Raw genomic sequence first — 24,831 nt, forward strand, 5'->3', positions numbered from 1 at the left:
CCGGCTTTTTTGCATCCACGCCAATACACGCGATTAGAGCCAGTGTTTGCGCTTAAAGAAGAAATAGGTTCCCGCAGCACTTGCGAGCATCATCAATATCGCCATCGGATACCCATATTGCCAACCTAACTCAGGCATTCCATGGAAGTTCATCCCATAGCTGCTGGCAATCAGCGTGGGCGGCAGAAAAACCACAGCCGCAACCGAGAAGATTTTAATGATCTTATTCTGCTGTAACCCACTGAAACCCATGGCGGCGTCGAGCAAAAAGTTTAACTTATCGAAGATAAACTGACTGTGGGGCATTAACGACTCGATATCCGAGAGCATTTCGCGCAAGTCTTTTAAATGTTCATCGGACAATTGCCCGCGGTAGTACCGCTGCATATAACGAAGCGAGCGCTGGGTATCGAGCAAACTTAAGCGAATTTTACCGTTCGAGTCTTCCTGCAAAGTGATGAGTTTAAATACATCGTCCAGCTCATCATTATCAAACACTTGCTCACCCACATTTTCAAGAACCGTATACACGTCCTCAATCAAGTCGGAGAGATAATCCACTTTCAGATTAAAGAGTTCGAGGAACAATTCCTGCGGAGTTGAGACTTCTAACCGACCAAGGCGTAAGTAGTTACGCAACAAACGGATCAGGCCGACATCCTCTTCACGTATGGTCAACAGGAAATTCGTCCGCAGGTTAAAGGAAACGTTTACCCCACGAACGTCTTGCCCCACTCGCTGGGGGAATAACGAATTGATATGTAAGCCGTCGCTGTTTTGATAAAAACGCGCCGAAGCCTCAATCTCGTTGATATCTTCTTCGTCAGGCACTTCTTCAACGGAAAAACGACTTAACCATTCTCGCTCTGCATCATCAGGTTTATAGAGATCCAACCATATGGTCGACGCCGGAATACTGTCTTGTGTGTTAATCTCAGTGACCGTCAGTTGACGGTTTTCGTAGACATAGGCAGTAATCATGTGTCCTCCTGAAAAAAACTTAAGCAAAAAGTCCACTTAAGTGCAGGCTAAAAAATTGTCGCTAGTTTAACGCATAACTTAGTAATGAAAAGGCGGGAGCGATAAATTCATAAAATAAATCTGTATTAGTCTTCGAGAATTTCTAGCCGCTCCGCATTAGAAAAGCGAATGTGTACCCCCTCAATCGTCACCATTTTGGCCTCCGAGATATCCCCTTTATGCGCCTTGTACACGCCGGATAACACACCAGCTGGAGACACTATCGTCACAGTCACGACTTTATGTTGATCGTACCAGTACCACACACTGTAGCTTAAAAGGCTCAGCCCCAGCAGTAAAAATGCTGCACGCATGCCGTAACGGCGCCACAGACTCGGCATCGGCAGAAGATTTACCGAAGTGGCAGACGCCTGCTTAGGACGCCGATTGGCCAGCAGTAAAATCGCCATAATGATAACGGCTAATGTGAGTAGCAGTTTTGTTAACAAGGGACACTCCAGAGGGCGGGACTTAACCGATTATAATCGACATTGAAATGCGAAACTGTCATTAAGATCAAGCTTATGCAACACAATATCGCAGCGACATAACTGAATATTTCAATATCAGACTAACAGCAGAAGATGACAAGTTAACATCTAACCTCAAAAATCGAGTCAATTGAAAGTCTAGTCATGCAAAACGGTGACACGCTAAACGCCAGCTCAAGGCGACTAAGAGACACCTAGAATGCCTCAAACTGCGCTGCCATACGCCGTATTTGACTTAGCGGCACACCATGACGATTACGCTCGGCGCACAGTTGTTGATGCGCGCGCGCTGAAGGCTCCCCTACCAGTACGATACGCACTTGATAACCTAAGGCTTTCGCAGCCGCCTCATAGGCCATGTACTCCCAGCGGCAAAGATTAGTGTTATCACAAATAACGATAGGCTGAGCGCTACTGAGCGCATGAATAAACGCGGTTAAATTACGTTGATGGTATTCGGAGAGTTTTTTCGCATCGAATCGATACTCCTCTCCCTCGTAGAAAAAACTATCGGTCGAAAAAATGCCGCCTTGGCGAACGCGAATCGCCTCTTCTAACGGTAGATTGGCCACAAACTGCTCGACCCAATGGGATTTACCGCTGCCCGGTAATCCCCGCATAATAATCGCCAGTTTTTGCGTCATGGGCTCGTTGCTCATTCTTTTACATCGGACTCGGCTAAATCTGAGCCAATCACTTTGCCTGCGAGTATGGTATCGACCAATTTAGGCACCAAATCCCCCGCCTTACCGGTTAAATGATATTGGAACTGGCTGTGTCTATCGGGGGTGACTAAATTGACTTCCACCGTTTGTGCGCCATGATGATTGGCCGTATCGACAAACCCTGCCGCTGGATACACAGTGCCCGACGTACCAATGGCAATGAATAAATCGCAGTTATCGAGCGCATCGTGAATTCTGTCCATCCCCAGCGGCATCTCGCCAAACCACACCACATGGGGGCGTAATCGTTGCGCGGGAATACAGCAGGTACAACAGTTATTGGGGCCGAAGGGTTCTCTTAATAAGAAAGTTTGGCGAGAGCGTGGGCAGCGACCTTTGGATAATTCGCCATGCATGTGCAACAAGCGCCGAGAACCCGCTCGTTCATGTAGATCATCAATATTTTGGGTCACAATCAATAATTGCCCGGCAAATTCCGCCTCTAGCTTAGCCAACGCCAAATGCGCCGCATTAGGCATCACTGTGCCACTGTGCAATTGCTCCCAACGGCTATTATAAAATCGCTCAACCAGTTCGGTATCGCGGGCATAACCTTCGGGAGTGGCCACGTCTTCAATATGATGCTCTTCCCATAGACCATCTTGATCGCGAAAGGTACGTAATCCCGATTCGGCAGAAATGCCCGCGCCAGTTAACACCACAATATGCTGGTACATACCGCTTCCTTTTATTGTAATTATTCTGTCCATTGTCCCGACATTTGCGCGTCGTGAACATTATTCCTTGGTATAACCTTACAAAAACTATGCTTGAATTGCCGCAATTTATTGCAATTTCGCGCTAAGTGACACAATTTATCTGCATATAGACCCATAAAGCGAGAACAAAGGTTTAAGTTTTTAATTTGACCCCCTATAATGGCATTCACTATCCACGGATGAACCTATTGGTTCTGCAATCAAGAGATTAGCAATGACAGATGGAAATCAAGCGCTAAAAAAAGCCGGTTTGAAAATCACCCTGCCACGAGTCAAGATCCTAGAACTGATGCAAGGACCTGAAAACCAACATATCAGTGCAGAAGACTTATATAAGAAACTGCTCGATTTAGGTGAAGAAATTGGTCTGGCAACAGTTTACCGTGTATTAAACCAGTTTGATGATGCCGGTATCGTATCTCGCCACCACTTCGAAAGTGGCAAGGCGGTATTCGAGTTATCGACTCAACACCACCACGATCACTTAGTGTGCCTCTCCTGTGGCAAAGTGATTGAGTTTTCAGATGAAGTAATTGAACGTCGTCAAGACGAAATCGCCAGCAAGTACAACATTAAACTGACTAACCACAGCTTATATTTGTACGGTCATTGCACCAACGACAAGTGCGATCATAACGACGAGTAAGCAGATTTAGCTCAATCAGGATATTAACCAGACACACCTAATAAAAAACCAGCCATCTAGGCTGGTTTTTTATTGAAATGCTCAGGCACAGTTAGAGCACCTTCGCGTACACATTCACTTTATGTCCCATAAACTCACTAGGTTCACGCCAATGCATGCCTATGCGTTTAGCAACGCTCTCAGAGCCAATGTTACCCTCTAGGATCAATGCAATGATTTGCGTAATACCAAACTGCGGGAACACACTGATTGCAGCTTGAGCTGCTTCGGTACCAATCCCCTTGCCCCAATACTCGGGAAAATAACGATAGCCAATTTCGACTTCGTTATATTCGGGAATAAACTTAGGTCCACAAAAACCAATCACCTTCTTATCAGCCTTGTGCTCGACGGCCCAGCGGCCGAATCCCCGTTGCTGATAATCCTGCAAAATCACGTTATGGAACAACTCCCGCGCCTGCTCTGGAGCAGTAAACGGCGCAACAGGAATGTATTTAAGCATCTCAGGAATGCTATTCATCAAGTAGAGGGCATCGACATCCTGCTCGGTAAATGGTCTGAGTATTAAACGCTCTGTCTGTATAATCATATTGGCTTCCTTCATATTGCCCTCTAGACACTCACAGCAAGTGCTGTGATTAACGGTGGAAGTCACCGCTACGCTCTGGCTGATACATAATTTCTTCGATACGCACATTGACCATAGTGCCACCAGGGCCTGGCCATTCGATTTCATCCCCTTGGGATAAGCCCAATAAGGCACTGCCCACGGGTGCAAGAATGGAAATCGTACCCTCACCCGTCGCATCCTTGGGATAAACTAACCGTAAACAGAAGGTGTCGTCACTGGAGGACACACTAAATTTCACCTCAGAATTCATCGTCACCACATTACCGGGCATCTGCGCGGCGGGCACAATATCGGCTCGGTCGAGTTCCGCCTCCAATGCCGCGCGTCCCGGAAAGGCGTTGGCTGGTAATGACTCCAGTAGACGCTCGAGTCTTTCTAAATCGATTTCTGAAATAATGATCTTTGGTGTTTTCACAGTCTTTCCCTCGTGTAAATAGATGTCCCTTAGGGTTAAACATCTGCTGTGGGCTTATCCTCCCCCAATGGGATAAACCAATAAAAAAATACGCTCGCAGCTAAATGCCGCAATCGCGTGGTAATTAAGTACAAGATGTATTGCTGAACAGCCGTGGTGCCATAAGCGCAGGGCTTAGGGTTGTGGCTCTACTAATGCATTCACACGTCCATCAGGTGATGACGTTTGGTAGAGAAGCCCAATCTAACCCTTTGTAAATAAAAATGCTAGCCTGCACGATGTTAGCTTTGTCCCATTATCACACTTTACTGCTCGGCACTGGCTAACAGACACGCAATAAAAAAGGCGCCTTAGGCGCCTTTTCGTGTGTTAACGGTTAGATTACCAACCGGTTTTAGCACGCAGCGCTTTGCCGATATCAGCTAACGAGCGGACAGTTGTCACGCCCGCTGCTTCTAATGCAGCAAATTTGTCAGCAGCAGTACCTTTACCGCCAGCAATGATCGCACCCGCGTGACCCATACGCTTACCAGCAGGAGCAGTTACACCCGCGATGTAAGAAACAACAGGTTTAGTCACGTTAGCTTTGATATAAGCAGCCGCTTCTTCTTCAGCAGTACCACCGATTTCACCGATCATAACGATGGCTTCAGTCTGTGGATCGTTTTGGAACATTTCCAATACGTCGATGAAGTTAGTGCCTGGGATTGGGTCACCACCAATACCTACGCAAGTAGATTGGCCGAAACCTTCGTCAGTAGTTTGCTTAACCGCTTCATAAGTCAGCGTACCAGAACGAGAAACGATACCCACTTTACCTTTTAAGTGGATGTGGCCTGGCATAATACCAATCTTACATTCACCTGGGGTGATAACACCTGGGCAGTTTGGACCGATCATGCGAACGCCAGTTTCTTCTAGCTTCACTTTCACTTCCAGCATATCCAGTGTTGGGATACCTTCAGTGATACAAACGATCAGCTCAATACCACCGTCGATAGCTTCGAGGATAGCGTCTTTACAGAAAGGAGCTGGAACGTAGATAACAGAAGCGGTTGCACCAGTAGCAGCAACAGCGTCTTTCACAGTGTTGAACACTGGCAGACCTAAGTGCTCAGTACCGCCTTTACCTGGAGATACACCACCAACCATTTGCGTACCGTAATCGATAGCTTGTTGAGAGTGGAAAGTACCTTGACCACCGGTAAAGCCTTGGCAGATTACCTTGGTATCTTTGTTAATTAATACAGACATTATTTGCCCTCCGCAGCTTTAACTACTTGCTCAGCCGCATCAGTCAGACTGTTAGCTGCAATGATATCAAGACCTGATTTAGCTAATACTTCACGGCCTAATTCAGCGTTAGTACCTTCTAAACGCACTACAACTGGCACTTTAACGCCAACTTCTTTAACAGCGCCAATGATACCTTCTGCGATCATGTCACAACGTACGATACCACCGAAGATGTTAACCAGAACGGCTTTCACATTGCTGTCAGACAGAATGATCTTGAATGCTTCAGCAACACGTTCTTTAGTCGCGCCACCACCTACGTCGAGGAAGTTAGCTGGCTTGCCACCGTGCAGGTTAACGATGTCCATAGTACCCATTGCTAGGCCAGCACCGTTCACCATACAACCCACGTTTCCGTCCAGCGCAACATAGTTCAGCTCGAACATTGCAGCGTGAGCTTCACGGGCGTCATCCTGTGATGGATCGTGCATTGCTTTGATTTTTGGTTGACGGAACAGTGCGTTACCATCGATACCAATTTTGCCGTCTAAGCAGTGCAGGTTACCTTCAGTGGTGATAACCAGTGGGTTGATTTCCAGCAGTGCGAAATCGTGATCAACGAACATAGTCGCCAGACCCATGAAGATCTTGGTGAATTGCTTCATTTGAGTTGGGTTTAAGCCCAGTTTGAAGCCAAGATCACGTGCTTGGTATGGTTGAGGACCAGTCAGTGGATCGATGATCGCTTTGTGAATGAGTTCTGGCGTTTCTTCTGCCACTTTCTCAATCTCAACACCACCTTCGGTAGACGCCATGAACACTACGCGACGGGTAGCGCGGTCAACGACTGCACCTAAGTACAGTTCGTTAGCGATGTCGGTGCAGCTTTCTACTAAAATTTTAGCAACCGGCTGACCTTTCTCATCAGTTTGATAAGTCACCAGATTTTTGCCTAACCAGTGTTCGGCAAAGGCTCTGATTTCTTCTTTATCGCCAGTGACTTTAACGCCACCCGCTTTACCGCGGCCGCCTGCGTGTACTTGACACTTAACAACCCATAAATTTCCGCCAATACGGCCTGCCGCTTCTACAGCTTCTTGGGCTGTATCACAGGCAAAACCTTCTGACACTGGTAAACCATATTCGGCAAATAGGGATTTTGCCTGATACTCATGCAAATTCATGATGATCTATCCGTATACTTCTAATCAAATCCAACTGGCCCCACGGGGCCAGTCACGAGGGTATGTCTGACGCTTGTCTTTAACTAACAGGTTAAACTTAATCGTTTAGCGCGTTAGATTATAGGTCAAGTAGCAGACGAGTTGGGTCTTCCAAGAAGTCTTTAATGGCGACTAAGAAGCCAACTGACTCACGGCCATCGATAATACGATGGTCATATGAGAGAGCTAGGTACATCATGGGCAGGATTTCCACCTGACCATTCACGGCCATTGGGCGATCTTTAATGGCATGCATGCCTAAAATCGCGCTTTGTGGCAGGTTTAAAATTGGGGTAGACATCAGAGAGCCGAATACACCACCGTTAGTCACAGTGAAGTTACCGCCAGTCATATCAGCCACAGTCAGCTTGCCATCACGGCCTTTGATCGCCAGATCGCGGACTGCTTTTTCGATATCAGCTAGGCTCATGGTATCGGTGTCACGCAGTACTGGGGTAACCAGACCACGTGGCGTTGATACCGCGATGCTGACGTCGAAGTAGTTGTGGTAAACGATATCGTCACCGTCGATTGACGCGTTTACTTCTGGGAAGCGTTTCAGCGCTTCAGTTACCGCTTTCACGTAGAAAGACATGAAACCTAAACGGATACCGTGGCGCTTTTCAAAGATATCTTGGTACTGCTTACGGATATCCATGATTGGCTTCATGTTCACTTCGTTGAACGTCGTGAGCATTGCAGTAGAGTTTTTCGCTTCTAATAAACGGTTAGCGATAGTCTTACGTAAACGAGTCATTGGAACACGTTTCTCGCTACGACCCGCAGCAAGTGGTTGTACCGCAGGAGCCGCAGGGGCAGCAGCCGCTTTAGGCGCAGACTTGATAAAGGCTTCAACGTCTTCTTTAGTGATACGGCCACCGACACCAGTGCCCTTCACTTTGCTCGCATCAACATTGTGCTCAGCCAGTAAACGACGTACTGATGGGCTTAATGCATCGTTAGACTCTTCAGTTGCAGCAGCGGCAACAGGTGCAGCAGCTTCAGCTTCGGCTTTAGTCACTTCTTGACCAGAAACCGCACCCGCGATGAACTTAGCAATCACTTGCTCGCCCAGAACGGTGTCGCCTTCTTGGAACAGGAACTCACCGATGTGACCATCTTCTGGTGCAACCACTTCCAGTACGACTTTGTCAGTTTCAATATCAACCAGATTTTGATCACGAGAAACTTGCTCACCCACTTTTACGTGCCAAGTGGCGATAGTTGCATCGGCAACAGATTCTGGCAGTACGGGTACCTTGATTTCGATACTCATGAAAAACGATCCTTTTTTATAAAATGTCTATTACTACAGTCTTAGCTATTACAGCTTTAGGGCACTGTTCACTAAAGATTCTTGTTGGTGAGCATGCAGCTCTGGGTAACCACAGGCTGGTGCAGCAGATGCTTCACGGCCAGCGTAGGTCAGTTTTGCACCCGCTGGGATAGCAGCCCAGAAGTGATGTTGGCTAGAGTACCAAGCACCCTGGTTTTGCGGCTCTTCCTGACACCATACAAAATCCTTCACATGTTGGTAGTCAGCTAAGGCTGCAACCATTTCTTCATGTGGGAACGGATATAACTGTTCGACACGGATTATTGCAATGTTATTGATGTTTTCTTTACGGCGTTTTTCCAGCAGCTCGAAGTATACCTTACCGCTACAGAACACGACGCGATCGACCTTGCTCGCTTCTAACGTATCGATTTCACCGATCACGTTTTGGAAGCTGCCATTAGCCAATTCTTCCATGGTAGAAACCGCTAATGGGTGACGTAGCAATGACTTAGGTGACATCACCACCAGTGGACGACGCATTGGGCGCACCACTTGGCGACGCAGCATATGGTAAACCTGTGCTGGCGTTGATGGCACACACACTTGCATGTTGTGGTTAGCACACAGCTGCAAGAAACGCTCTAAACGGGCACTTGAGTGTTCTGGACCTTGACCTTCGTAACCGTGTGGTAACAGCATGGTCAAACCGCATAAACGGCCCCACTTCTGCTCACCAGACGACAGGAACTGGTCGATAACCACTTGCGCACAGTTAGCGAAGTCACCGAATTGGGCTTCCCAAATCGCCAGACCACCTGGTTCCGCTGTCGCATAGCCGTATTCGAAGGCTAATACTGATGCTTCAGACAATACTGAGTCAGTAATGTCGATTGGACCTTGGTCTTCAGACAAGTTACGCAGTGGTAAGTAAGTTGTCGCATCGTTTTGGTTGTGCAGAACCGCGTGACGGTGGAAGAAAGTACCACGGCCAGAGTCTTGACCTGTAATGCGAACACGTTGCTTGTCTTCAAGAATCGTGGCGTAAGCTAAGGTTTCAGCAAAGCCCCAGTCGAGTAACTTCTCGCCCTTCGCCATAGCAACGCGATCGCCATAGATTTTAGCAACGCGTGAATGCAATGGGTGGCTCTCTGGCACGTAGCTTAGTTTTTCAGCTAGGTTCTGTAAGCGCGCCAGTGGCAGAGATGCTTGATACGCTTCGTCCCACTCACGGCCAATGTAAGGAGTCCAATCCACTGTGTGCAGTGTCATTGGGCGCCATTCTTTCACCACACAGTCACCTTGGTCTAAGGCGTCACGGTAGGTGTTGATCATGCTGGTCACTTCATCAGCGCCGATGCTGTTTTCAGCGATCAGTTTGTCAGCGTAGATCTTACGTGGCGTTGGGTGTTTCTTGATCTTGGCATACATCAATGGCTGAGTTGCACTTGGCTCGTCAGCTTCGTTGTGGCCATGACGACGGTAACACACTAAGTCAATCACCACGTCACGTTTAAACTCGTTACGGTAATCAACAGCAAGCTGAGCAACAAAGGCAACGGCTTCTGGATCGTCAGAGTTCACGTGGAAAATCGGTGCCTGAACCATCTTAGCGATGTCAGTACAGTATTCAGTTGAACGCACATCAAAGTGGTTTGACGTTGTAAAACCAACTTGGTTGTTTACAACGATACGGATGCTGCCGCCCACTTTAAAGCCACGGGTTTGAGACATGTTGAATGTCTCTTGCACGATACCTTGACCAGCAATTGCAGAGTCACCGTGAATCGTGATTGGCATCACCTGTAAACCGTCTTTACAACCACGGCGGTCTTGACGAGCACGGACAGAGCCCATAACCACAGGGTTAACGATTTCAAGGTGTGATGGGTTAAAGGCCAGTGCTAAATGCACGTTGCCACCCGGCGTTTCGAAATCTGAAGAGAAACCTTGGTGGTATTTTACGTCGCCTGAACCGTGGGTATCGGCGTGCTTACCGGCGAACTCGTCAAACAGTTCTGCTGGACGCTTACCTAACACGTTCACCAGTACGTTTAAACGACCACGGTGAGCCATACCGACTACGATTTCTTTAGTACCCGCTTCGCCTGCGCGGTAAATGATTTCGCGCATCATAGGAACTAACGCATCGCCACCTTCTAACGAGAAGCGTTTTGCACCAGGGAATTTAGCGCCTAAATATTTTTCAATGCCTTCAGCAGCATTTAGGCCTTCGAGAATGCGGGTCTTAACGCTTTTATCGTAGTTGGCTTTACCTAAAGATGGTTCGAGACGTTGTTGGATCCAACGCTTCTCATCGGTATCGGTAATGTGCATGTATTCGGCGCCAATCGAACCACAGTAAGTGGCTTTTAGCGCTTTGACTAAGTCAGCCAGCTTCATGGTTTCGCCGCCGTGGGCGAACGAGCCAGTGTTGAACTCACGTTCCATGTCTTCTTTGGTCAGACCGTGGAATGCGGGATCTAAATCGGCAACAGGTTCACGTTTCCACAATTCTAACGGGTCGAGGTTAGCCCCTTGGTGACCACGGAAACGGTGGGCGTTGATCAGCTGCAGCACTTTAACTTGCTTAGCATCCAACTCAGGATCGGTCACACGAGCTGCGCTCTTATGACGTCCGTCCATCGCTAAACTGCGAAAATAATCACGTACTTTGGAGTGAGCCGCTTCAGGCGCGTCTTTAGAAGCACCGTTCACCGGAGGGAGATTATCAAATACCGCACGCCAATCGTCAGAGACTGACTGTGGGTCTTCTTGATAGGCTTCATACATCTCTTCTACGTAGGTCGAATTTGCACCACTTAAGTGAGATGATTCGAGCCAGGCTTTCATGATGCCTTGGTGCATTGCTATTCCTTTCAAACTTTATACACGTGCTTAGCCATAGTTTTTATATGCAATCTCAAGCGATTACCTTCGACGCATAAATTTTGCCGCCCCTAGATATCCAGATTTCACGGCGCGTTGTCTTCCATTACATACACAAAAGAGCCACCTTCTATACCCAGAAAGTGACTCTTCGAGAGCTATATTATTATTGATTTAAGCTCGGGTTCTCGCATTACACAGCTCGCTTAAGCAGCATTGACTTAATGTGACCAATTGCTTTAGTCGGATTAAGTCCTTTTGGACAGACGTCAACGCAGTTCATGATGCCGTGGCAACGGAACACGCTGTAGGCGTCGTCCAGCTCAGAAAGACGTTCTTCTGTCGCTGTATCGCGGCTGTCGATCAAGAAACGGTAAGCGTGTAGCAGACCGCTAGGACCGATAAACTTATCAGGATTCCACCAGAACGATGGACAAGCCGTAGAACAACATGCACACATGATACATTCGTACAGACCATCTAAATGCGCACGCTGTTCAGGTGACTGTAAATGTTCACGGGCAGGCATCTTCTCATCGTTGATGAGGAACGGCTTGATCTTCTCGTACTGCTTGTAGAACTGAGTTAAATCAACCACTAAGTCACGTACGACTGGCATACCTGGCAGTGGACGAATTTCCAACTTCTTACCTTTGAAGGTAGAGATTGGCGTAATACAAGCCAGACCGTTTTTACCGTTCATGTTCACACCGTCACTACCGCAAACACCTTCACGGCATGAGCGACGGAACGCTAACGTTGGGTCCTGTTCTTTTAACTTGATCAGTGCATCAAGCACCATCATGTCAGAGCCTTCAGCCACTTCAAGGCTGTAATCCTGCATGTAAGGTTTTGTATCTACATCAGGATTGTAACGATAAACTGCAAATTCCAATTTCATCTTTGCAACTCCTAGTAGGTACGTTTCTTCGGCGGGAATGCTTCACGTAACTTAGGCGCCATATTCACAGCACGACGGTCCATGGTTTCAGTCACAGGGTCAAACAGGGTGTGACATAACCAGTTATCATCATCACGCTCTAAATAGTCTTCACGTGAGTGAGCACCACGGCTCTCTGTACGGAAGTTAGCAGCATAAGCGGTGGCAATTGCCGTCGCCATCAGGTTGTCTAACTCTAAACATTCAATACGTTGAGTGTTGAATTCACGAGAGTTATCAGACAACTTGGCATTTTCTAAACGCTTACGGATAGCTTTTAACTGCTCTAAACCTTCTGCCATTGCATCGCCACGGCGGAATACAGAGAAGTTTAATTGCATGCAAAGTTGTAAATCTTTACGGATTTGCGCTGGGTCTTCGCCAGACTTGTTGCTTTCCCAGCGGTTTAAGCGTGCTAATGTCGCTTGAATTTCCGCATCGGTCGCATCTTTTGGATCCGCAGTCTCATCGAGTGCTTTACCTAAGTGTTGACCCGCAGCGCGGCCAAAGACCACTAAGTCGAGCAGAGAGTTACCGCCTAAGCGGTTAGCACCGTGTACGGACACACAGGCAATTTCACCTACTGCGAATAAACCAACCACATCTTGCTCGCTGCCGTCGTCATTCTTACGAATAACTTGACCGCTCACCTTAGTTGGCAGACCACCCATCATATAGTGACAGGTTGGCAGTACTGGGATCGGACCATCGGCCGGATCGATATGCGCGAAGGTACGAGAAAGTTCACACACGCCTGGTAGACGGGCTTCTAAGGTCTCTTTACCTAAGTGATCGAGTTTCAGCAAGCAGTGTGGGCCTAATGGACCATCTAAACCACGGCCTTCACGGATTTCAGTCATCATAGAACGTGCTACCACGTCACGAGATGCTAAGTCCTTGGCGTTTGGTGCATAACGCTCCATGAAACGCTCGCCGTCTTTGTTCAGCAGGTAACCACCTTCACCACGACAACCTTCAGTCACAAGTACACCCGCACCAGCGATACCGGTTGGGTGGAATTGCCACATTTCCATATCTTGCATCTGAACACCAGCACGCATTGCCATACCAACACCGTCACCGGTATTGATGTGTGCGTTTGTGGTTGATGCGTAGATACGACCAGCACCGCCAGTCGCGAGTACAGTGGCTTTGGCTTTGAAGTAAACGATTTCACCGGTTTCGATTTCAATCGCAGTACAACCTACGATGGCACCGTCTTGGTTTTTCACTAAATCGAGGGCATACCACTCAGAAAACACTTGGGTTTTGTGTTTAACGTTCTGTTGGTATAAGCAGTGAAGCAGTGCGTGACCAGTACGGTCTGCTGCTGCAGCGGTACGCGCCGCTTGTTCACCACCGAAGTTTTTAGATTGACCACCGAAAGGACGTTGGTAAATCTTACCGTTATCGAAACGAGAGAAGGGTAAACCCATGTGCTCGAGTTCAATAATGGCTTCTGGACCTGTTTGACACATGAATTCGATAGCGTCTTGGTCACCGATAAAGTCGGAACCTTTTACGGTATCGTACATGTGTTGTTCCCAATGGTCTTCATGGGCGTTACCTAACGCAACGGTGATACCACCCTGCGCAGATACGGTATGAGAACGGGTTGGGAATACTTTAGATAAAAGCGCACAGCTCTTACCTTCTTTAGAAATCTGTAATGCTGCGCGCATACCGGCACCGCCGGCACCAATCACTACAGCATCAAACTCACGTACTGGAATACTCACTTAGACACCCCACACAATAACAATGCCGGCCGCCAGATAACAAAAGACGGTGACGACGAAGGTGAACTGTAAAACACCGCGTAACGAAGTGCACTTGACGTAATCCGTCAATACTTGCCATACACCAATCCAGGCGTGAACAAGCAGTGCAACCAGCGCAAGCAGGGTAAACACTTTCATTGGCAGAGCACTAAACAGGCCGTGCCAAACGTCATAGGTGAGAGGGGAACTACATGCAATAAAGCCAACCATGAAAATGGTGTAACAGGCGAGGATTACTGCACTAGCGCGTAGTAGAATAAAGTCATGAACACCACTGCGTCCAAAACTTGCTGCATTGGTTACCATACCCATAACCCCGCTAAAATTGAAAAGGCTACCGTCAGTACAAATACAGCTTTCGCTGAGGCGGTGCCCGAAGCCAACTCTTCCCAACGACCGGTATCCATTACTAAGTGGCGTAGGCCACCGAATAAGTGATAAGCCAGTGCAGTCAAAATGCCCCACATGATGAACTTCACAACGAAGTTATCAAACAGAGATTGTACGCCTGCGAAACTTTCAGCGGAGGCTAAAGATGAATTTAGCAACCAAATAAGAATGCCAACAGCGAATAGCATGATGACACCGGATACACGGTGAAGAATTGACACAATCGCTGTTGCAGGAAAGCGAATGGTCTGCAGATCTAAATGGACAGGTCTTTGCTTTTTCACGTTCTGCTCACTCAGCTCCATTGAGCATTTTTTTTGTTATGTGAACCGCTTTTGTACAAACTTTAAACCAAGGGGTAAATCAGGGCAAAAGTAAACACAAAAGCAAAGTTTAAACAAACAGATAACTATTTGAACACTCACCTATTTAACATGTAAATAAAGGGTGCTTTAACATCATCGTTTGCAGCCATTATTAGGCGGAGGCAAGTATACTCGCGCGAAATGTCAAATACAAACATCACAGAATGCAAATTTTGTTTTTTTAAGGATATTTTCACCTAAGTGCCAGCTGCACCAAGGAAAGTAAAGAGATTTATACCATGGTCTAACAAATTTAAACGCTTATTTAAATTGAAATGTGATCTAGAATGGCTGTAAAGTAATGGCGGTTTGACATGCCGCACTCACAGATAAGAACGAAGTAAGGAGAACGGGGTATGGCTGATTTAAAAGCCAAATTAGAATTACCAGGGAACGACTCGATAGAATTGCCAGTAAAGCAAGGATCCGCTGGTTTTGACGTAATCGATATCAGTAAACTTGGCAGCAAGGGTTACTTCACTTTTGATCCAGGTTTTCTCGCGACAGCCTCCTGTGAATCTGCAATTACCTATATCGATGGCGATCAAGGTATATTGTTACACCGCGGCTATCCAATCGAGCAACTCGCCGTTGACTCAGATTACTTAGACCTGTGTTACCTGCTGCTTTACGGTGAACTGCCGACGAAAGAGCAATATGCTGAATTTGTACACACAGTAAAAACCCACACTATGGTTCATGAGCAACTCGCCTTCTTCTTTAGAGGTTTCCGTCGTGATGCTCATCCTATGGCGATGTTATGTGGTGTCACTGGTGCATTGTCTGCATTTTATCAAGACTCACTCGATGTCAACGATCCTCGCCACCGCGAAATCGCCGCTTATCGCCTAGTCTCCAAAATGCCAACGATTGCCGCTATGTGCTACAAGTACTCTTCTGGCCAGCCATTCGTTTACCCACGCAATGACTTAAGCTACGCAGGCAACTTCTTAAGCATGATGTTTGCTGTTCCTTGTGAAGAGTACAAGGTAAACCCAATCGTTGAACGTGCTATGGACCGTATCTTCATTCTACATGCGGATCACGAACAAAACGCGTCAACGTCAACCGTACGTTTAGCCGGTTCTTCAGGCGCGAATCCATTCGCGTGTATCGCTGCGGGTATTGCTTCTCTATGGGGCCCTGCGCACGGCGGCGCGAACGAAGCTTGTCTACAAATGTTAGAAGAAATCGGTTCAGTGGACCGTATTCCTGAATTCATCGCCCGTGCGAAAGACAAGAACGACCCATTCCGTCTGATGGGCTTCGGACACCGTGTTTACAAAAACTTTGACCCACGTGCCAAAGTCATGCGTGAAACCTGTCACGAAGTGTTAAAAGAACTGAAAGTACAAGATCCATTATTAGATGTTGCGATGGAACTTGAGCGTATCGCACTGGAAGACGAGTACTTCATTTCGAAGAAACTCTATCCAAACGTCGATTTCTACTCTGGCATCATCATGAAAGCCATTGGTATTCCAACTAGCATGTTCACTGTACTGTTTGCATTAGCACGTACTGTGGGTTGGATTGCTCACTGGAAAGAAATGTTGGATCAACCAGGTCACAAGATCAGCCGTCCACGTCAGCTATATACTGGCGAGACTGCGCGTGACTTCGTTAGCCAAGATAAACGCTAAACTGCATTTATCGATAAAAGCGCCCTCTGGGCGCTTTTTTATTGGCATTTTTTATCCCCGCCTTTCTCTCCTCTCATCAGCCCCGCTAGCACAATAGCCAATCTCTCAGCCACTCAACCAAAGCTTATTTAGCATTTCTCATCACTTTTTAAACTTTTTAGCTACATTTAGTAAGTTTGCCTAATCCACAATCTCATAATTTTAAGTTAATTTACTGAAATTAATGTATTTTTAATTTTGGCATGTTTTTCGCTTTAAGATGGCATCACAAAAATGACAACAGGTAATACTCTTATGGAAAAGTCAAAAATTGCTAAGTTCGCCCTACCCGTGCTGTTAGTGTCAATTTTAGCGGCATGCGGCGAAGAGGAAGTGGCTAAAAAAGAAGAACAATATGCCATCCCCGTCGAAACCACTACCGTACTGCAGGGTAATGTGTCTTCGTTTTATAGCACTACGGCCACCCTCGAAGCTCCGCAGGAAGCCAACGTCGTTAGCCGCATTGCCGGCCTTATCGAAGCCATTAATGTCGAAGAAGGTGACCGGGTACAAAAAGGCCAAATCCTTGCGGTTATCGATGCTAAACGTCAGCAATACGATCTCGACCGCTCCGAAGCCGAAGTGAAAATCATCGAGCAAGAGTTAAACCGCTTAAAGAAAATGAGCAACAAAGAGTTTATCAGTGCCGACTCGATGGCCAAACTTGAGTACAACCTACAGGCCGCTATCGCCAAACGCGATCTTGCCGAACTACAAGTCAAAGAAAGCCATGTGGTTTCCCCTATCAATGGAATTATTGCTAAACGTTATGTGAAGGCCGGTAACATGGCGAAGGAGTTTGGGGATCTGTTTTATATCGTCAATCAAGACGAACTGCACGGGATTGTGCATTTACCCGAGCAGCAATTAACCAGCCTGCGTTTAGGCCAAGAAGCCCAAGTCTTTAGTAATCAACAGAGCAAAAACGCTATCCACGCGAAAGTATTGCGGATAAGCCCAGTGGTCGACCCACAGAGCGGCACCTTTAAAGTGACGTTAGCCGTACCGAATCAGAATGCCCATTTAAAGGCCGGTATGTTCACTCGGGTCGAATTGAAGTATGACACCCATGAAAATGTGATCACTGTGCCCTACAGTGCCCTGATCAACCAAGACAACAAGCAAGCCCTGTATGTGATTGACGGCACGAGCGCAGACCATCGCGCCAATCGCCGTGAAGTCGAAATTGGTTACCGTGAAGGCGACGCGGTGGAAGTGGTCTCCGGCCTCAAACCCGGCGAGCAAGTCGTGACACGTGGCCAGCAAAATTTGAAAGACCAATCCTTAGTTGAAGTCATTACCCCACTCGATTTGGCCTCAGCGAAGAACTGATAGGAGTCTTTCATGTCAATCATCAGCACCTCAGTTAAACGGCCAGTCACGGTATGGATGTTCATGCTGGCCATTATGTTATTCGGTATGGTGGGGTTTTCGCGCTTAGCAGTAAAACTCCTACCCGATTTAAGCTACCCCACCTTGACCATTAGAACCATGTACGACGGTGCTGCGCCCGTTGAAGTGGAGCAACTGGTCTCAAAACCCATTGAAGAAGCCGTCGGTGTAGTGAAAGGCTTGCGTAAGATAAGCTCAATCTCCCGCTCTGGCATGTCCGATGTGGTACTCGAGTTTGAATGGAGCACCACTATGGATATGGCGAGCCTCGATGTGCGTGAAAAACTCGATACTATCGCCCTGCCACTGGATGTTAAAAAGCCATTATTACTGCGCTTTAACCCCAACCTAGACCCTATCATGCGTCTCGCGCTGTCAGTCCCTAATGCATCGGAGGCCGAACTCAAGCAGATGCGTACCTACGCCGAGGAAGAACTTAAACGCCGTTTAGAAGCCCTTTCAGGTGTAGCTGCGGTGCGTTTATCCGGTGGCTTAGAGCAGGAAGTGCATATTCAGCTCAATCAGGAAAAATTATCCCAGCTCAATTTGAATGCCGACGACATTAAACGCCGCATCAACGAGGAAAACATCAACTTATCTGCGGGTAAAGTGATCCAAGGCGACCGCGAATATCTGGTTCGTACCCTTAACCAATTCAATTCATTGGAAGAGCTAGGGCAAGTCATCGTCTATCGCGATGCACAGACCTTAGTACGTCTATTTGAAGTTGCGACCATTACCGATGCCTTTAAAGAGCGTAGCGACATCACCCGTATCGGCAGCCAAGAGTCAATTGAACTGGCTATCTATAAGGAAGGCGATGCCAACACGGTCGCGGTGGCTAAAAAACTGCGCGATGAGCTAGTCAAAATCAACCAAGATCCTAAGCAAAACAAACTGGAAGTGATTTACGACCAGTCCGAGTTTATTGAGAGTGCCGTAAGTGAAGTCACCTCATCTGCGTTGATGGGCAGCATTTTGTCTATGTTGGTGATTTACCTGTTCCTGCGCAATATTATCCCGACGCTGATCATCTCAATCTCCATCCCCTTCTCGGTGATTGCTACTTTTAACATGATGTATTTTGCCGATATCAGCTTAAACATCATGTCATTAGGCGGTATTGCGCTCGCTATCGGTCTCTTGGTCGACAACGCCATTGTGGTGCTGGAGAACATCGACCGCTGCCGTAGCGAAGGCATGAACAAGTTAGATGCGGCTGTTACAGGGACTAAAGAAGTGGCGGGCGCGATTTTCGCCTCGACCATGACAACGCTTGCAGTGTTTGTCCCCTTGGTATTTGTCGATGGTATTGCGGGCGCCCTATTCTCTGATCAAGCCCTCACAGTGACCTTTGCCTTGCTCGCATCACTCTTGGTGGCATTAACCTCAATTCCAATGTTGGCCTCCCGCGAAGGCTTTACAGCACTGCCCGAACTCATCAAGAAGACCCCGAAGGAGAAACCCACTACTAAGCTCGGTAAGTTAAAACACTATAGTGCGACGGTATTTTCCTTCCCGATTGTGTTGATCTTTAGCTACTTACCAAGTGCATTGCTGACTTTAGCGTTAGTCATTGGTCGCTTCTTTTCTTGGCTGCTCGGGTTAGTGATGCGCCCGCTCAGCAGTGGTTTTAACTTTGTTTACCACGCTATCGAGTCGGTTTATCACAAACTGCTCGCGATGGCGCTACGTAAACAAGTCGCCACTTTGTTGCTAACCATAGGGATCACTGGCGCCTGTATTAGCTTGCTCCCCCGCCTTGGCATGGAGCTCATCCCACCGATGAACCAAGGGGAGTTTTATGTGGAGATCCTGTTGCCTCCTGGCACTGCCGTCGGTGAAACAGACAAAGTACTGCAACAACTCGCGATGTCGATTAAAGACAGACCCGAAGTCAAACATGCCTACAGCCAAGCGGGTAGCGGCGGCCTAATGACCTCTGATACCGCCAGAGGCGGTGAAAACTGGGGGCGTTTACAGGTCGTACTGAGCGATCACACAGCTTACCATCAGGTAACACAAGTGCTGCGTGATACCGCGCGCCGCATCCCTGAGCTGGAAGCTAAAATCGAGCAACCTGAACTCTTTAGCTTTAAAACCCCATTGGAGATTGAGCTTTCGGGCTACGATTTACACTTGCTTAAGCGCAGTGCCGATAATCTGGTTAAGGCGCTTTCCGCCTCCGATCGCTTTGCCGATGTGAATACCAGCCTGCGTGATGGTCAGCCAGAGCTCAGCATTCGCTTCGACCATGCTCGTTTAGCCGCCTTAGGCATGGATGCGCCCACAGTCGCCAATCGTATTGCCCAGCGCGTTGGCGGTACAGTCGCCAGCCAATACACAGTCCGCGACCGCAAAATTGATATTTTAGTGCGTAGCGAACTGGATGAGCGGGATCAAATCAGTGATATCGATGCGCTAATCATCAACCCGAACAGCCAGCAACCGATTGCCCTAAGCGCCGTGGCCGAAGTGTCATTGCAATTAGGCCCCTCGGCGATTAACCGCATCAGCCAACAAAGGGTGGCCTTAGTGTCGGCCAACCTTGCCTATGGCGACTTAAGTGATGCTGTGGCCGAAGCGCAGCAAATTCTGTCTGCACAGGTGTTGCCCGCCTCGGTTCAAGCACGCTTTGGTGGACAAAATGAGGAAATGGAGCATTCATTCCAATCACTGAAGATTGCGCTGATCCTGGCGGTTTTCCTGGTGTACTTAGTGATGGCGAGTCAATTCGAATCACTGTTACATCCGCTGCTAATTTTATTCGCCGTGCCGATGGCGCTGGCAGGTAGCGTGCTTGGTCTTTATATCACCCAAACCCATTTGAGTGTGGTGGTGTTTATCGGCCTTATCATGCTCGCGGGGATTGTGGTCAACAACGCCATCGTACTGGTAGATAGAATTAATCAGCTGCGCACCGAAGGCGTGGACAAGCTTGAGGCCATTAAGGTCGCGGCCAAATCCCGTCTGCGCCCGATTATGATGACCACCTTAACCACCACTTTAGGTTTGCTGCCAATGGCGTTAGGTTTAGGCGATGGCTCAGAAGTCCGCGCACCGATGGCGATTACCGTGATCTTTGGTCTGAGCCTCTCGACCCTGTTGACCCTGATTGTTATCCCTGTACTCTATGCCCTGTTTGACCGTAAAAAGTTTGAACATACCGCCACAGCGCAAGACAACACGGCCGAAACCGCGGAGGCTCGCCTATGAACCTCACCCGTTTAGCGATAAAACGCCCAGTCACCACCAGCATGTTTTTCTTTGCTATCTTGCTGTTTGGTCTGGCCTCAAGCCGCCTATTGCCGCTCGAAATGTTCCCTGGCATCGATATTCCGCAAATCGTGGTGCAAGTGCCTTACAAAGGCTCAACCCCAGCGGAAGTCGAGCGCGATATCACTAAGGTGCTCGAAGAGTCCCTCGCCACTATGGGCGGTATCGATGAGCTCGAATCTGAGTCTTCCCAAGAAGGCGCTGAAATCGAAATCAATATGAAATGGGGCGAAAACGTTGCGACTAAAAGCTTAGAAGCGCGGGAAAAAATCGATGCGGTGCGACACTTATTGCCTAAGGATGTTGAGCGGGTGTTTATCCGCCAATTCTCCACCGCTGATATGCCGGTATTGACCATACGGATTTCGAGCGACCGCGAGCTTTCTGGCGCATTCGATTTGCTTGATAAGCAGCTTAAGCGCCCGCTGGAACGGGTTGAAGGGGTGTCTAAGGTCAATCTCTATGGGGTTGAGCAAAAGCAGATTGAGGTCAGGATCAATGCCAACCGCCTCGCCGCCAGTGGCTATTCGGCAACCGAGTTACAGACACGTCTCGGCCGCGAAAACTTTGTACTCAGCGCTGGCACCTTAAGGGAAAGTAATCTGGTTTATCAGGTGTCTCCTAAGGGCGAATTTCGTAATTTAGAGGACATTAAAGCGCTAGTATTATTACCAGGGCTGACCTTAGGTGACGTTGCCGATGTGCAATTTGCGCTACCGGAACGGGTCGAAGGTCGTCACTTAGATAAGCATTACGCCGTAGGTCTGGATGTGTTTAAAGAATCCGGCGCCAACTTAGTGGAAGTGTCTGATCGGGTATTAAAGGTGATTGAGCTTGCCAAGCAAGATCAACAATTCCAAGGTATCCGCTTGTTTATCATGGAAGATCAAGCCTCTGGGGTAAAATCTTCCCTCTCGGATCTGCTGCTGTCGGGATTAATCGGCGCCTTGCTGTCTTTTATCGTGCTGTATTTATTCCTGAGAAACTTCAAGATGACCTTGATTGTGGTGTCATCAGTTCCTATTTCGATTGGAATGACACTGGCCGCCATGTACCTGCTGGGTTACAGCTTAAACATTCTGTCGATGATGGGGCTGTTATTGGCGGTCGGTATGCTGATCGATAACGCTGTAGTGGTCACCGAGAGTGTGCTGCAGGAGAAGCAAGGCAAAGCCACCAATAGCGCAGAGGATAATGAAAACGCGGTCATGACAGGGGTCGATAAGGTCAGTCTTGCCGTACTTGCAGGCACTATGACCACGGCTATCGTGTTTTTACCCAATATCTTCGGGGTAAAAGTCGAGCTGACCATCTTCCTTGAGCATGTGGCGATTGCGATTTGTATTTCGCTGGCGGCCTCATTGTTAGTGGCTAAAACATTAATTCCATTGATGTTGACTAAGTTTCACTTCGATATCGCGCCAGAGAAAGCACCGGGTAAGTTGCAAAACTTCTACAACCGTAGTCTCAATTGGGTGCTGCTGCGCCCTTGGCGTTCTGGCCTAATTTCGGTGGCCATTTTGGTCTCCACCGCCCTGCCGCTGTCGATGGTCAAACAAGATCAGGAGGACAGCCAAAGCAAGGAGCGGATTTACATCAACTACCAAGTAGAAGGTCGCCATAATCTCAATGTGACCGAAGCGATGGTGAGCCAAATGGAAGAGTATCTTTATAATAATAAAGAGGAATTCCATATCGACTCAGTGTATAGCTACTATGCGCCTGACGACGCCTCTTCGGTGATTTTGCTGAAAAAAGACCTACCTATGCCACTGGATGAGTTAAAGAAGAAAATCCGCAGCGGTTTTCCTAAATTCTCCATCGCGAAACCTCAATTTGGCTGGGGTAATGATAACTCGGGCGTGCGTGTCACGCTCACAGGCCGCTCCACCTCAGAGCTTATCCATTTGAGTGAGCAAGTATTACCCCTGCTCTCCAATATCAAAGGCTTAGTGGATGTGCGCTCCGAAGTGAACGGCGCGCAGCAGGAAGTGGTGATCCGCATTAATCGGCAGATGGCGGCACGACTGGATTTAAAACTCAACGAAGTGGCCTCTAGCATCTCAATGGCCCTGCGCGGCTCACCGCTGCGCTCATTTAGGCACGATCCCAATGGGGAACTGCGTATCGAAATGGCCTATGAGAAGGAATGGCAAAAATCCCTTGAAAAGCTAAAGCAACTGCCCATCGTGCGTATCGACCAACGCCTGTATACCCTTGATAACCTTGCTAGTATCGAGATTTTACCTAGGTTCGATACCATCAAGCACTACAATCGCCAAACCTCGCTTTCTATCGGCGCGAACTTAGACAAACTCACCACAGAGGAGGCCCAAACGAAGATCAAACAGGTGATGGAAAACGTGCGCTTCCCGAATGGTTATAACTATTCGCTGCGCGGTGGGTTTGAGCGTCAGGATGAAGATCAGAGCGTCATGGCTATCAATATGCTGCTTGCTATTGCCATGATTTACATCGTAATGGCGGCGCTGTTTGAATCTTTATTATTACCGACGGCGATTATCACCTCGATTCTGTTCTCGATCACTGGCGTCTTTTGGGCTTTGCTGCTCACAGGCACGCCTATGTCAGTCATGGCCATGATAGGGATCTTGATTCTCATGGGGATTGTGGTGAATAACGGCATCGTATTGGTCGACCAAATCAACCAAATGACGCCTGAACTCGATAAGCTGTCAGATACCATACGTGAAGTCTGTATTACCCGTCTGCGCCCTGTGCTAATGACGGTAGGAACGACGGTGCTGGGTCTTGTGCCACTGGCGATGGGCGAAACCCAAATCGGTGGAGGCGGCCCCCCCTACTCACCGATGGCCATTGCCATTATCGGCGGTTTGTCGTTCTCAACGGTGACGAGTCTGTATTTGGTTCCCTTGTGCTACCAACTGCTCTACAGAATGCGTTATCGCGCCGCGGTGCGCCTAGGTGAATCAAACCGCATCGCCCAAAAACTCTTACCTTGGACGGTATAGTTAATTGATGTTTGCGATATAAGTTTGCATCACACTTGAAAAATAAAAGGCTGGCTTGCATCAAAACAAGCCAGCCTATTTTTTATTAATAGCGCTTAATCAATAGCGTTAGTCAATAGCGTTAATCAATAGAGCCTGCCGCTGTAGTCACAACACAAAAGCGAATTTGAAATAACTGCTCAAGGCCGGGATAAATCTCTTGGATCACTCGGCGCAGTTCTGGCAGCGTCATATTCTCCTGGGCTGCATGTTGCTCTGTCAGCGCAGAAAACAACACAGGCACAACCTCAATGACCTTGATATCACAAAACCAACGGTCAGCTTCAAAGGTCGATACTGGCAAAATTTGTCCAGCGAACACATGGGACTCGGCTTCATCCCTTAAGGTAATGGTCTTAGCTCCCGATAAAATGTCCAGCTTGAAACGCTCAAAGAAAGTGATTTTGGTTAACAAAGCGCCTCCATAACAAACACTCACGTAGTATGCGGAACTTAACGACTGTTAAATCTGCATTTATTTAGTTAAACCGTTTAAAGGTCAATACTTTACTGGTCGTCAATATAGCGGTTATGTCCATGGGTGAACAGTACGGTAAACAAAATAACTCATACTTTAGCGCGATCATATCCAGCTAAAACTTAGCCACCATCCTCTTAGGCAACAGCAAAACATGGAGAGATTGGCAATATTCAGTTAGAATCCAGCTTTAATTGAGCCACTGGACTCAGCCTGTATAGGCA

The 24,831-nt window shown here is 47.9% G+C and carries 20 protein-coding genes; 5 read left to right on the plus strand and 15 right to left on the minus strand.

The genetic code is table 11. The features are described from left to right. Positions 1 to 33: 33 nt before the first annotated feature. The 4 genes from corA to cobB form a co-directional block, all read right to left on the minus strand. Complete coding sequence (gene corA, locus CBX96_RS19415) at positions 34 to 981, minus strand: magnesium/cobalt transporter CorA (RefSeq protein ID WP_086904051.1); 948 nt, start codon at positions 979 to 981, stop codon at positions 34 to 36. A 125-nt stretch (positions 982 to 1,106) separates the two neighbouring features. Further along, positions 1,107 to 1,469 carry a hypothetical protein gene (locus tag CBX96_RS19420; protein ID WP_109287780.1) on the minus strand — a complete coding sequence of 121 codons (363 nt, stop codon included), beginning with the start codon at positions 1,467 to 1,469 and terminating at the stop codon, positions 1,107 to 1,109. A 236-nt stretch (positions 1,470 to 1,705) separates the two neighbouring features. Continuing rightward, positions 1,706 to 2,155, minus strand: a complete 450-nt coding sequence (locus CBX96_RS19425) for an ATP-binding protein (RefSeq protein WP_109287805.1) — start codon at positions 2,153 to 2,155, stop codon at positions 1,706 to 1,708. Positions 2,156 to 2,166: 11 nt separating this feature from the next. Further along, positions 2,167 to 2,913: a Sir2 family NAD+-dependent deacetylase gene (gene cobB, locus CBX96_RS19430; protein WP_109287781.1), complete on the minus strand. Its 747-nt coding sequence runs from the start codon at positions 2,911 to 2,913 to the stop codon at positions 2,167 to 2,169. 256 nt (positions 2,914 to 3,169) lie between these two features. On the opposite strand from cobB, the gene fur reads away from it, so the two are divergent. Continuing rightward, positions 3,170 to 3,601: a ferric iron uptake transcriptional regulator gene (gene fur, locus CBX96_RS19435; RefSeq protein ID WP_011716738.1), complete on the plus strand. Its 432-nt coding sequence runs from the start codon at positions 3,170 to 3,172 to the stop codon at positions 3,599 to 3,601. A 91-nt stretch (positions 3,602 to 3,692) separates the two neighbouring features. Here the strand turns inward: fur and CBX96_RS19440 are convergent, their stop codons facing one another. From CBX96_RS19440 to sdhC, 10 genes are all read right to left on the minus strand, one after another. Next, positions 3,693 to 4,190 (minus strand): GNAT family N-acetyltransferase, encoded by a 498-nt coding sequence (locus tag CBX96_RS19440; RefSeq protein WP_109287782.1) that lies wholly within the window; start codon positions 4,188 to 4,190, stop codon positions 3,693 to 3,695. 49 nt (positions 4,191 to 4,239) lie between these two features. Continuing rightward, entirely contained in the window at positions 4,240 to 4,647 is a 408-nt protein-coding gene (gene rnk / locus CBX96_RS19445) for a nucleoside diphosphate kinase regulator (RefSeq protein ID WP_109287783.1), read from the minus strand. Between the two features lie 381 nt (positions 4,648 to 5,028). After that, positions 5,029 to 5,901: a succinate--CoA ligase subunit alpha gene (gene sucD / locus CBX96_RS19450; RefSeq protein WP_011622417.1), complete on the minus strand. Its 873-nt coding sequence runs from the start codon at positions 5,899 to 5,901 to the stop codon at positions 5,029 to 5,031. Then, a complete protein-coding gene (gene sucC / locus CBX96_RS19455; protein ID WP_011622416.1) occupies positions 5,901 to 7,067 on the minus strand; it encodes an ADP-forming succinate--CoA ligase subunit beta in 1,167 nt (388 codons plus the stop codon). The genes sucD and sucC overlap by 1 nt, the downstream gene beginning before the upstream one ends. Before the next feature lie 118 nt (positions 7,068 to 7,185). Then, complete coding sequence (odhB, locus tag CBX96_RS19460) at positions 7,186 to 8,382, minus strand: 2-oxoglutarate dehydrogenase complex dihydrolipoyllysine-residue succinyltransferase (RefSeq protein ID WP_109287784.1); 1,197 nt, start codon at positions 8,380 to 8,382, stop codon at positions 7,186 to 7,188. Positions 8,383 to 8,430: 48 nt separating this feature from the next. Then, positions 8,431 to 11,250 carry a 2-oxoglutarate dehydrogenase E1 component gene (locus CBX96_RS19465; protein ID WP_109287785.1) on the minus strand — a complete coding sequence of 940 codons (2,820 nt, stop codon included), beginning with the start codon at positions 11,248 to 11,250 and terminating at the stop codon, positions 8,431 to 8,433. Positions 11,251 to 11,464: 214 nt separating this feature from the next. Further along, entirely contained in the window at positions 11,465 to 12,172 is a 708-nt protein-coding gene (locus CBX96_RS19470; RefSeq protein WP_011622413.1) for a succinate dehydrogenase iron-sulfur subunit, read from the minus strand. Positions 12,173 to 12,183: 11 nt separating this feature from the next. Continuing rightward, the gene (gene sdhA / locus CBX96_RS19475) at positions 12,184 to 13,950 is read right to left on the minus strand and encodes a succinate dehydrogenase flavoprotein subunit (protein ID WP_011622412.1); all 1,767 of its coding nucleotides are present in this window, start codon (positions 13,948 to 13,950) and stop codon (positions 12,184 to 12,186) included. After that, positions 13,951 to 14,298 carry a succinate dehydrogenase, hydrophobic membrane anchor protein gene (gene sdhD / locus CBX96_RS19480; protein WP_011622411.1) on the minus strand — a complete coding sequence of 116 codons (348 nt, stop codon included), beginning with the start codon at positions 14,296 to 14,298 and terminating at the stop codon, positions 13,951 to 13,953. Then, positions 14,292 to 14,687, minus strand: a complete 396-nt coding sequence (sdhC, locus tag CBX96_RS19485) for a succinate dehydrogenase cytochrome b556 subunit (protein ID WP_011622410.1) — start codon at positions 14,685 to 14,687, stop codon at positions 14,292 to 14,294. The genes sdhD and sdhC overlap by 7 nt, the downstream gene beginning before the upstream one ends. Before the next feature lie 416 nt (positions 14,688 to 15,103). On the opposite strand from sdhC, the gene CBX96_RS19490 reads away from it, so the two are divergent. The 4 genes from CBX96_RS19490 to CBX96_RS19505 all read left to right on the plus strand — a co-directional run bounded on the left by CBX96_RS19490 (position 15,104) and on the right by CBX96_RS19505 (position 24,090). Then, positions 15,104 to 16,390: a citrate synthase gene (locus tag CBX96_RS19490; protein ID WP_011622409.1), complete on the plus strand. Its 1,287-nt coding sequence runs from the start codon at positions 15,104 to 15,106 to the stop codon at positions 16,388 to 16,390. Between the two features lie 294 nt (positions 16,391 to 16,684). Then, positions 16,685 to 17,761: an efflux RND transporter periplasmic adaptor subunit gene (locus CBX96_RS19495; protein ID WP_109287786.1), complete on the plus strand. Its 1,077-nt coding sequence runs from the start codon at positions 16,685 to 16,687 to the stop codon at positions 17,759 to 17,761. A 12-nt stretch (positions 17,762 to 17,773) separates the two neighbouring features. Next, a complete protein-coding gene (locus CBX96_RS19500; RefSeq protein ID WP_109287787.1) occupies positions 17,774 to 21,037 on the plus strand; it encodes an efflux RND transporter permease subunit in 3,264 nt (1,087 codons plus the stop codon). Beyond that, entirely contained in the window at positions 21,034 to 24,090 is a 3,057-nt protein-coding gene (locus CBX96_RS19505; RefSeq protein ID WP_109287788.1) for an efflux RND transporter permease subunit, read from the plus strand. The genes CBX96_RS19500 and CBX96_RS19505 overlap by 4 nt, the downstream gene beginning before the upstream one ends. A 121-nt stretch (positions 24,091 to 24,211) precedes the next feature. On the opposite strand, the gene yqfB is transcribed toward CBX96_RS19505, so the two are convergent. Beyond that, entirely contained in the window at positions 24,212 to 24,544 is a 333-nt protein-coding gene (gene yqfB, locus CBX96_RS19510) for a N(4)-acetylcytidine aminohydrolase (RefSeq protein ID WP_109287789.1), read from the minus strand. Between the last annotated feature and the right edge of the window lie 287 nt (positions 24,545 to 24,831).

This window comes from Shewanella sp. BC20 (assembly GCF_003129585.1).
Taxonomy (GTDB): Bacteria; Pseudomonadota; Gammaproteobacteria; order Enterobacterales; family Shewanellaceae; genus Shewanella; species Shewanella seohaensis.

What these genes read in the sequence shown, in the direction of transcription:
- corA (WP_086904051.1), bottom strand. Translation starts at nt 981, where the DNA reads ATGATTACTGCCTATGTCTACGAAAACCGTCAACTGACGGTCACTGAG.
- CBX96_RS19425 (WP_109287805.1), bottom strand. Translation starts at nt 2,155, where the DNA reads ATGACGCAAAAACTGGCGATTATTATGCGGGGATTACCGGGCAGCGGT.
- cobB (WP_109287781.1), bottom strand. Translation starts at nt 2,913, where the DNA reads ATGTACCAGCATATTGTGGTGTTAACTGGCGCGGGCATTTCTGCCGAA.
- fur (WP_011716738.1), top strand. Translation starts at nt 3,170, where the DNA reads ATGACAGATGGAAATCAAGCGCTAAAAAAAGCCGGTTTGAAAATCACC.
- CBX96_RS19440 (WP_109287782.1), bottom strand. Translation starts at nt 4,190, where the DNA reads ATGATTATACAGACAGAGCGTTTAATACTCAGACCATTTACCGAGCAG.
- sucD (WP_011622417.1), bottom strand. Translation starts at nt 5,901, where the DNA reads ATGTCTGTATTAATTAACAAAGATACCAAGGTAATCTGCCAAGGCTTT.
- sucC (WP_011622416.1), bottom strand. Translation starts at nt 7,067, where the DNA reads ATGAATTTGCATGAGTATCAGGCAAAATCCCTATTTGCCGAATATGGT.
- odhB (WP_109287784.1), bottom strand. Translation starts at nt 8,382, where the DNA reads ATGAGTATCGAAATCAAGGTACCCGTACTGCCAGAATCTGTTGCCGAT.
- CBX96_RS19465 (WP_109287785.1), bottom strand. Translation starts at nt 11,250, where the DNA reads ATGCACCAAGGCATCATGAAAGCCTGGCTCGAATCATCTCACTTAAGT.
- CBX96_RS19470 (WP_011622413.1), bottom strand. Translation starts at nt 12,172, where the DNA reads ATGAAATTGGAATTTGCAGTTTATCGTTACAATCCTGATGTAGATACA.
- sdhD (WP_011622411.1), bottom strand. Translation starts at nt 14,298, where the DNA reads ATGGTAACCAATGCAGCAAGTTTTGGACGCAGTGGTGTTCATGACTTT.
- sdhC (WP_011622410.1), bottom strand. Translation starts at nt 14,687, where the DNA reads ATGGAGCTGAGTGAGCAGAACGTGAAAAAGCAAAGACCTGTCCATTTA.
- CBX96_RS19490 (WP_011622409.1), top strand. Translation starts at nt 15,104, where the DNA reads ATGGCTGATTTAAAAGCCAAATTAGAATTACCAGGGAACGACTCGATA.
- CBX96_RS19495 (WP_109287786.1), top strand. Translation starts at nt 16,685, where the DNA reads ATGGAAAAGTCAAAAATTGCTAAGTTCGCCCTACCCGTGCTGTTAGTG.
- CBX96_RS19500 (WP_109287787.1), top strand. Translation starts at nt 17,774, where the DNA reads ATGTCAATCATCAGCACCTCAGTTAAACGGCCAGTCACGGTATGGATG.
- CBX96_RS19505 (WP_109287788.1), top strand. Translation starts at nt 21,034, where the DNA reads ATGAACCTCACCCGTTTAGCGATAAAACGCCCAGTCACCACCAGCATG.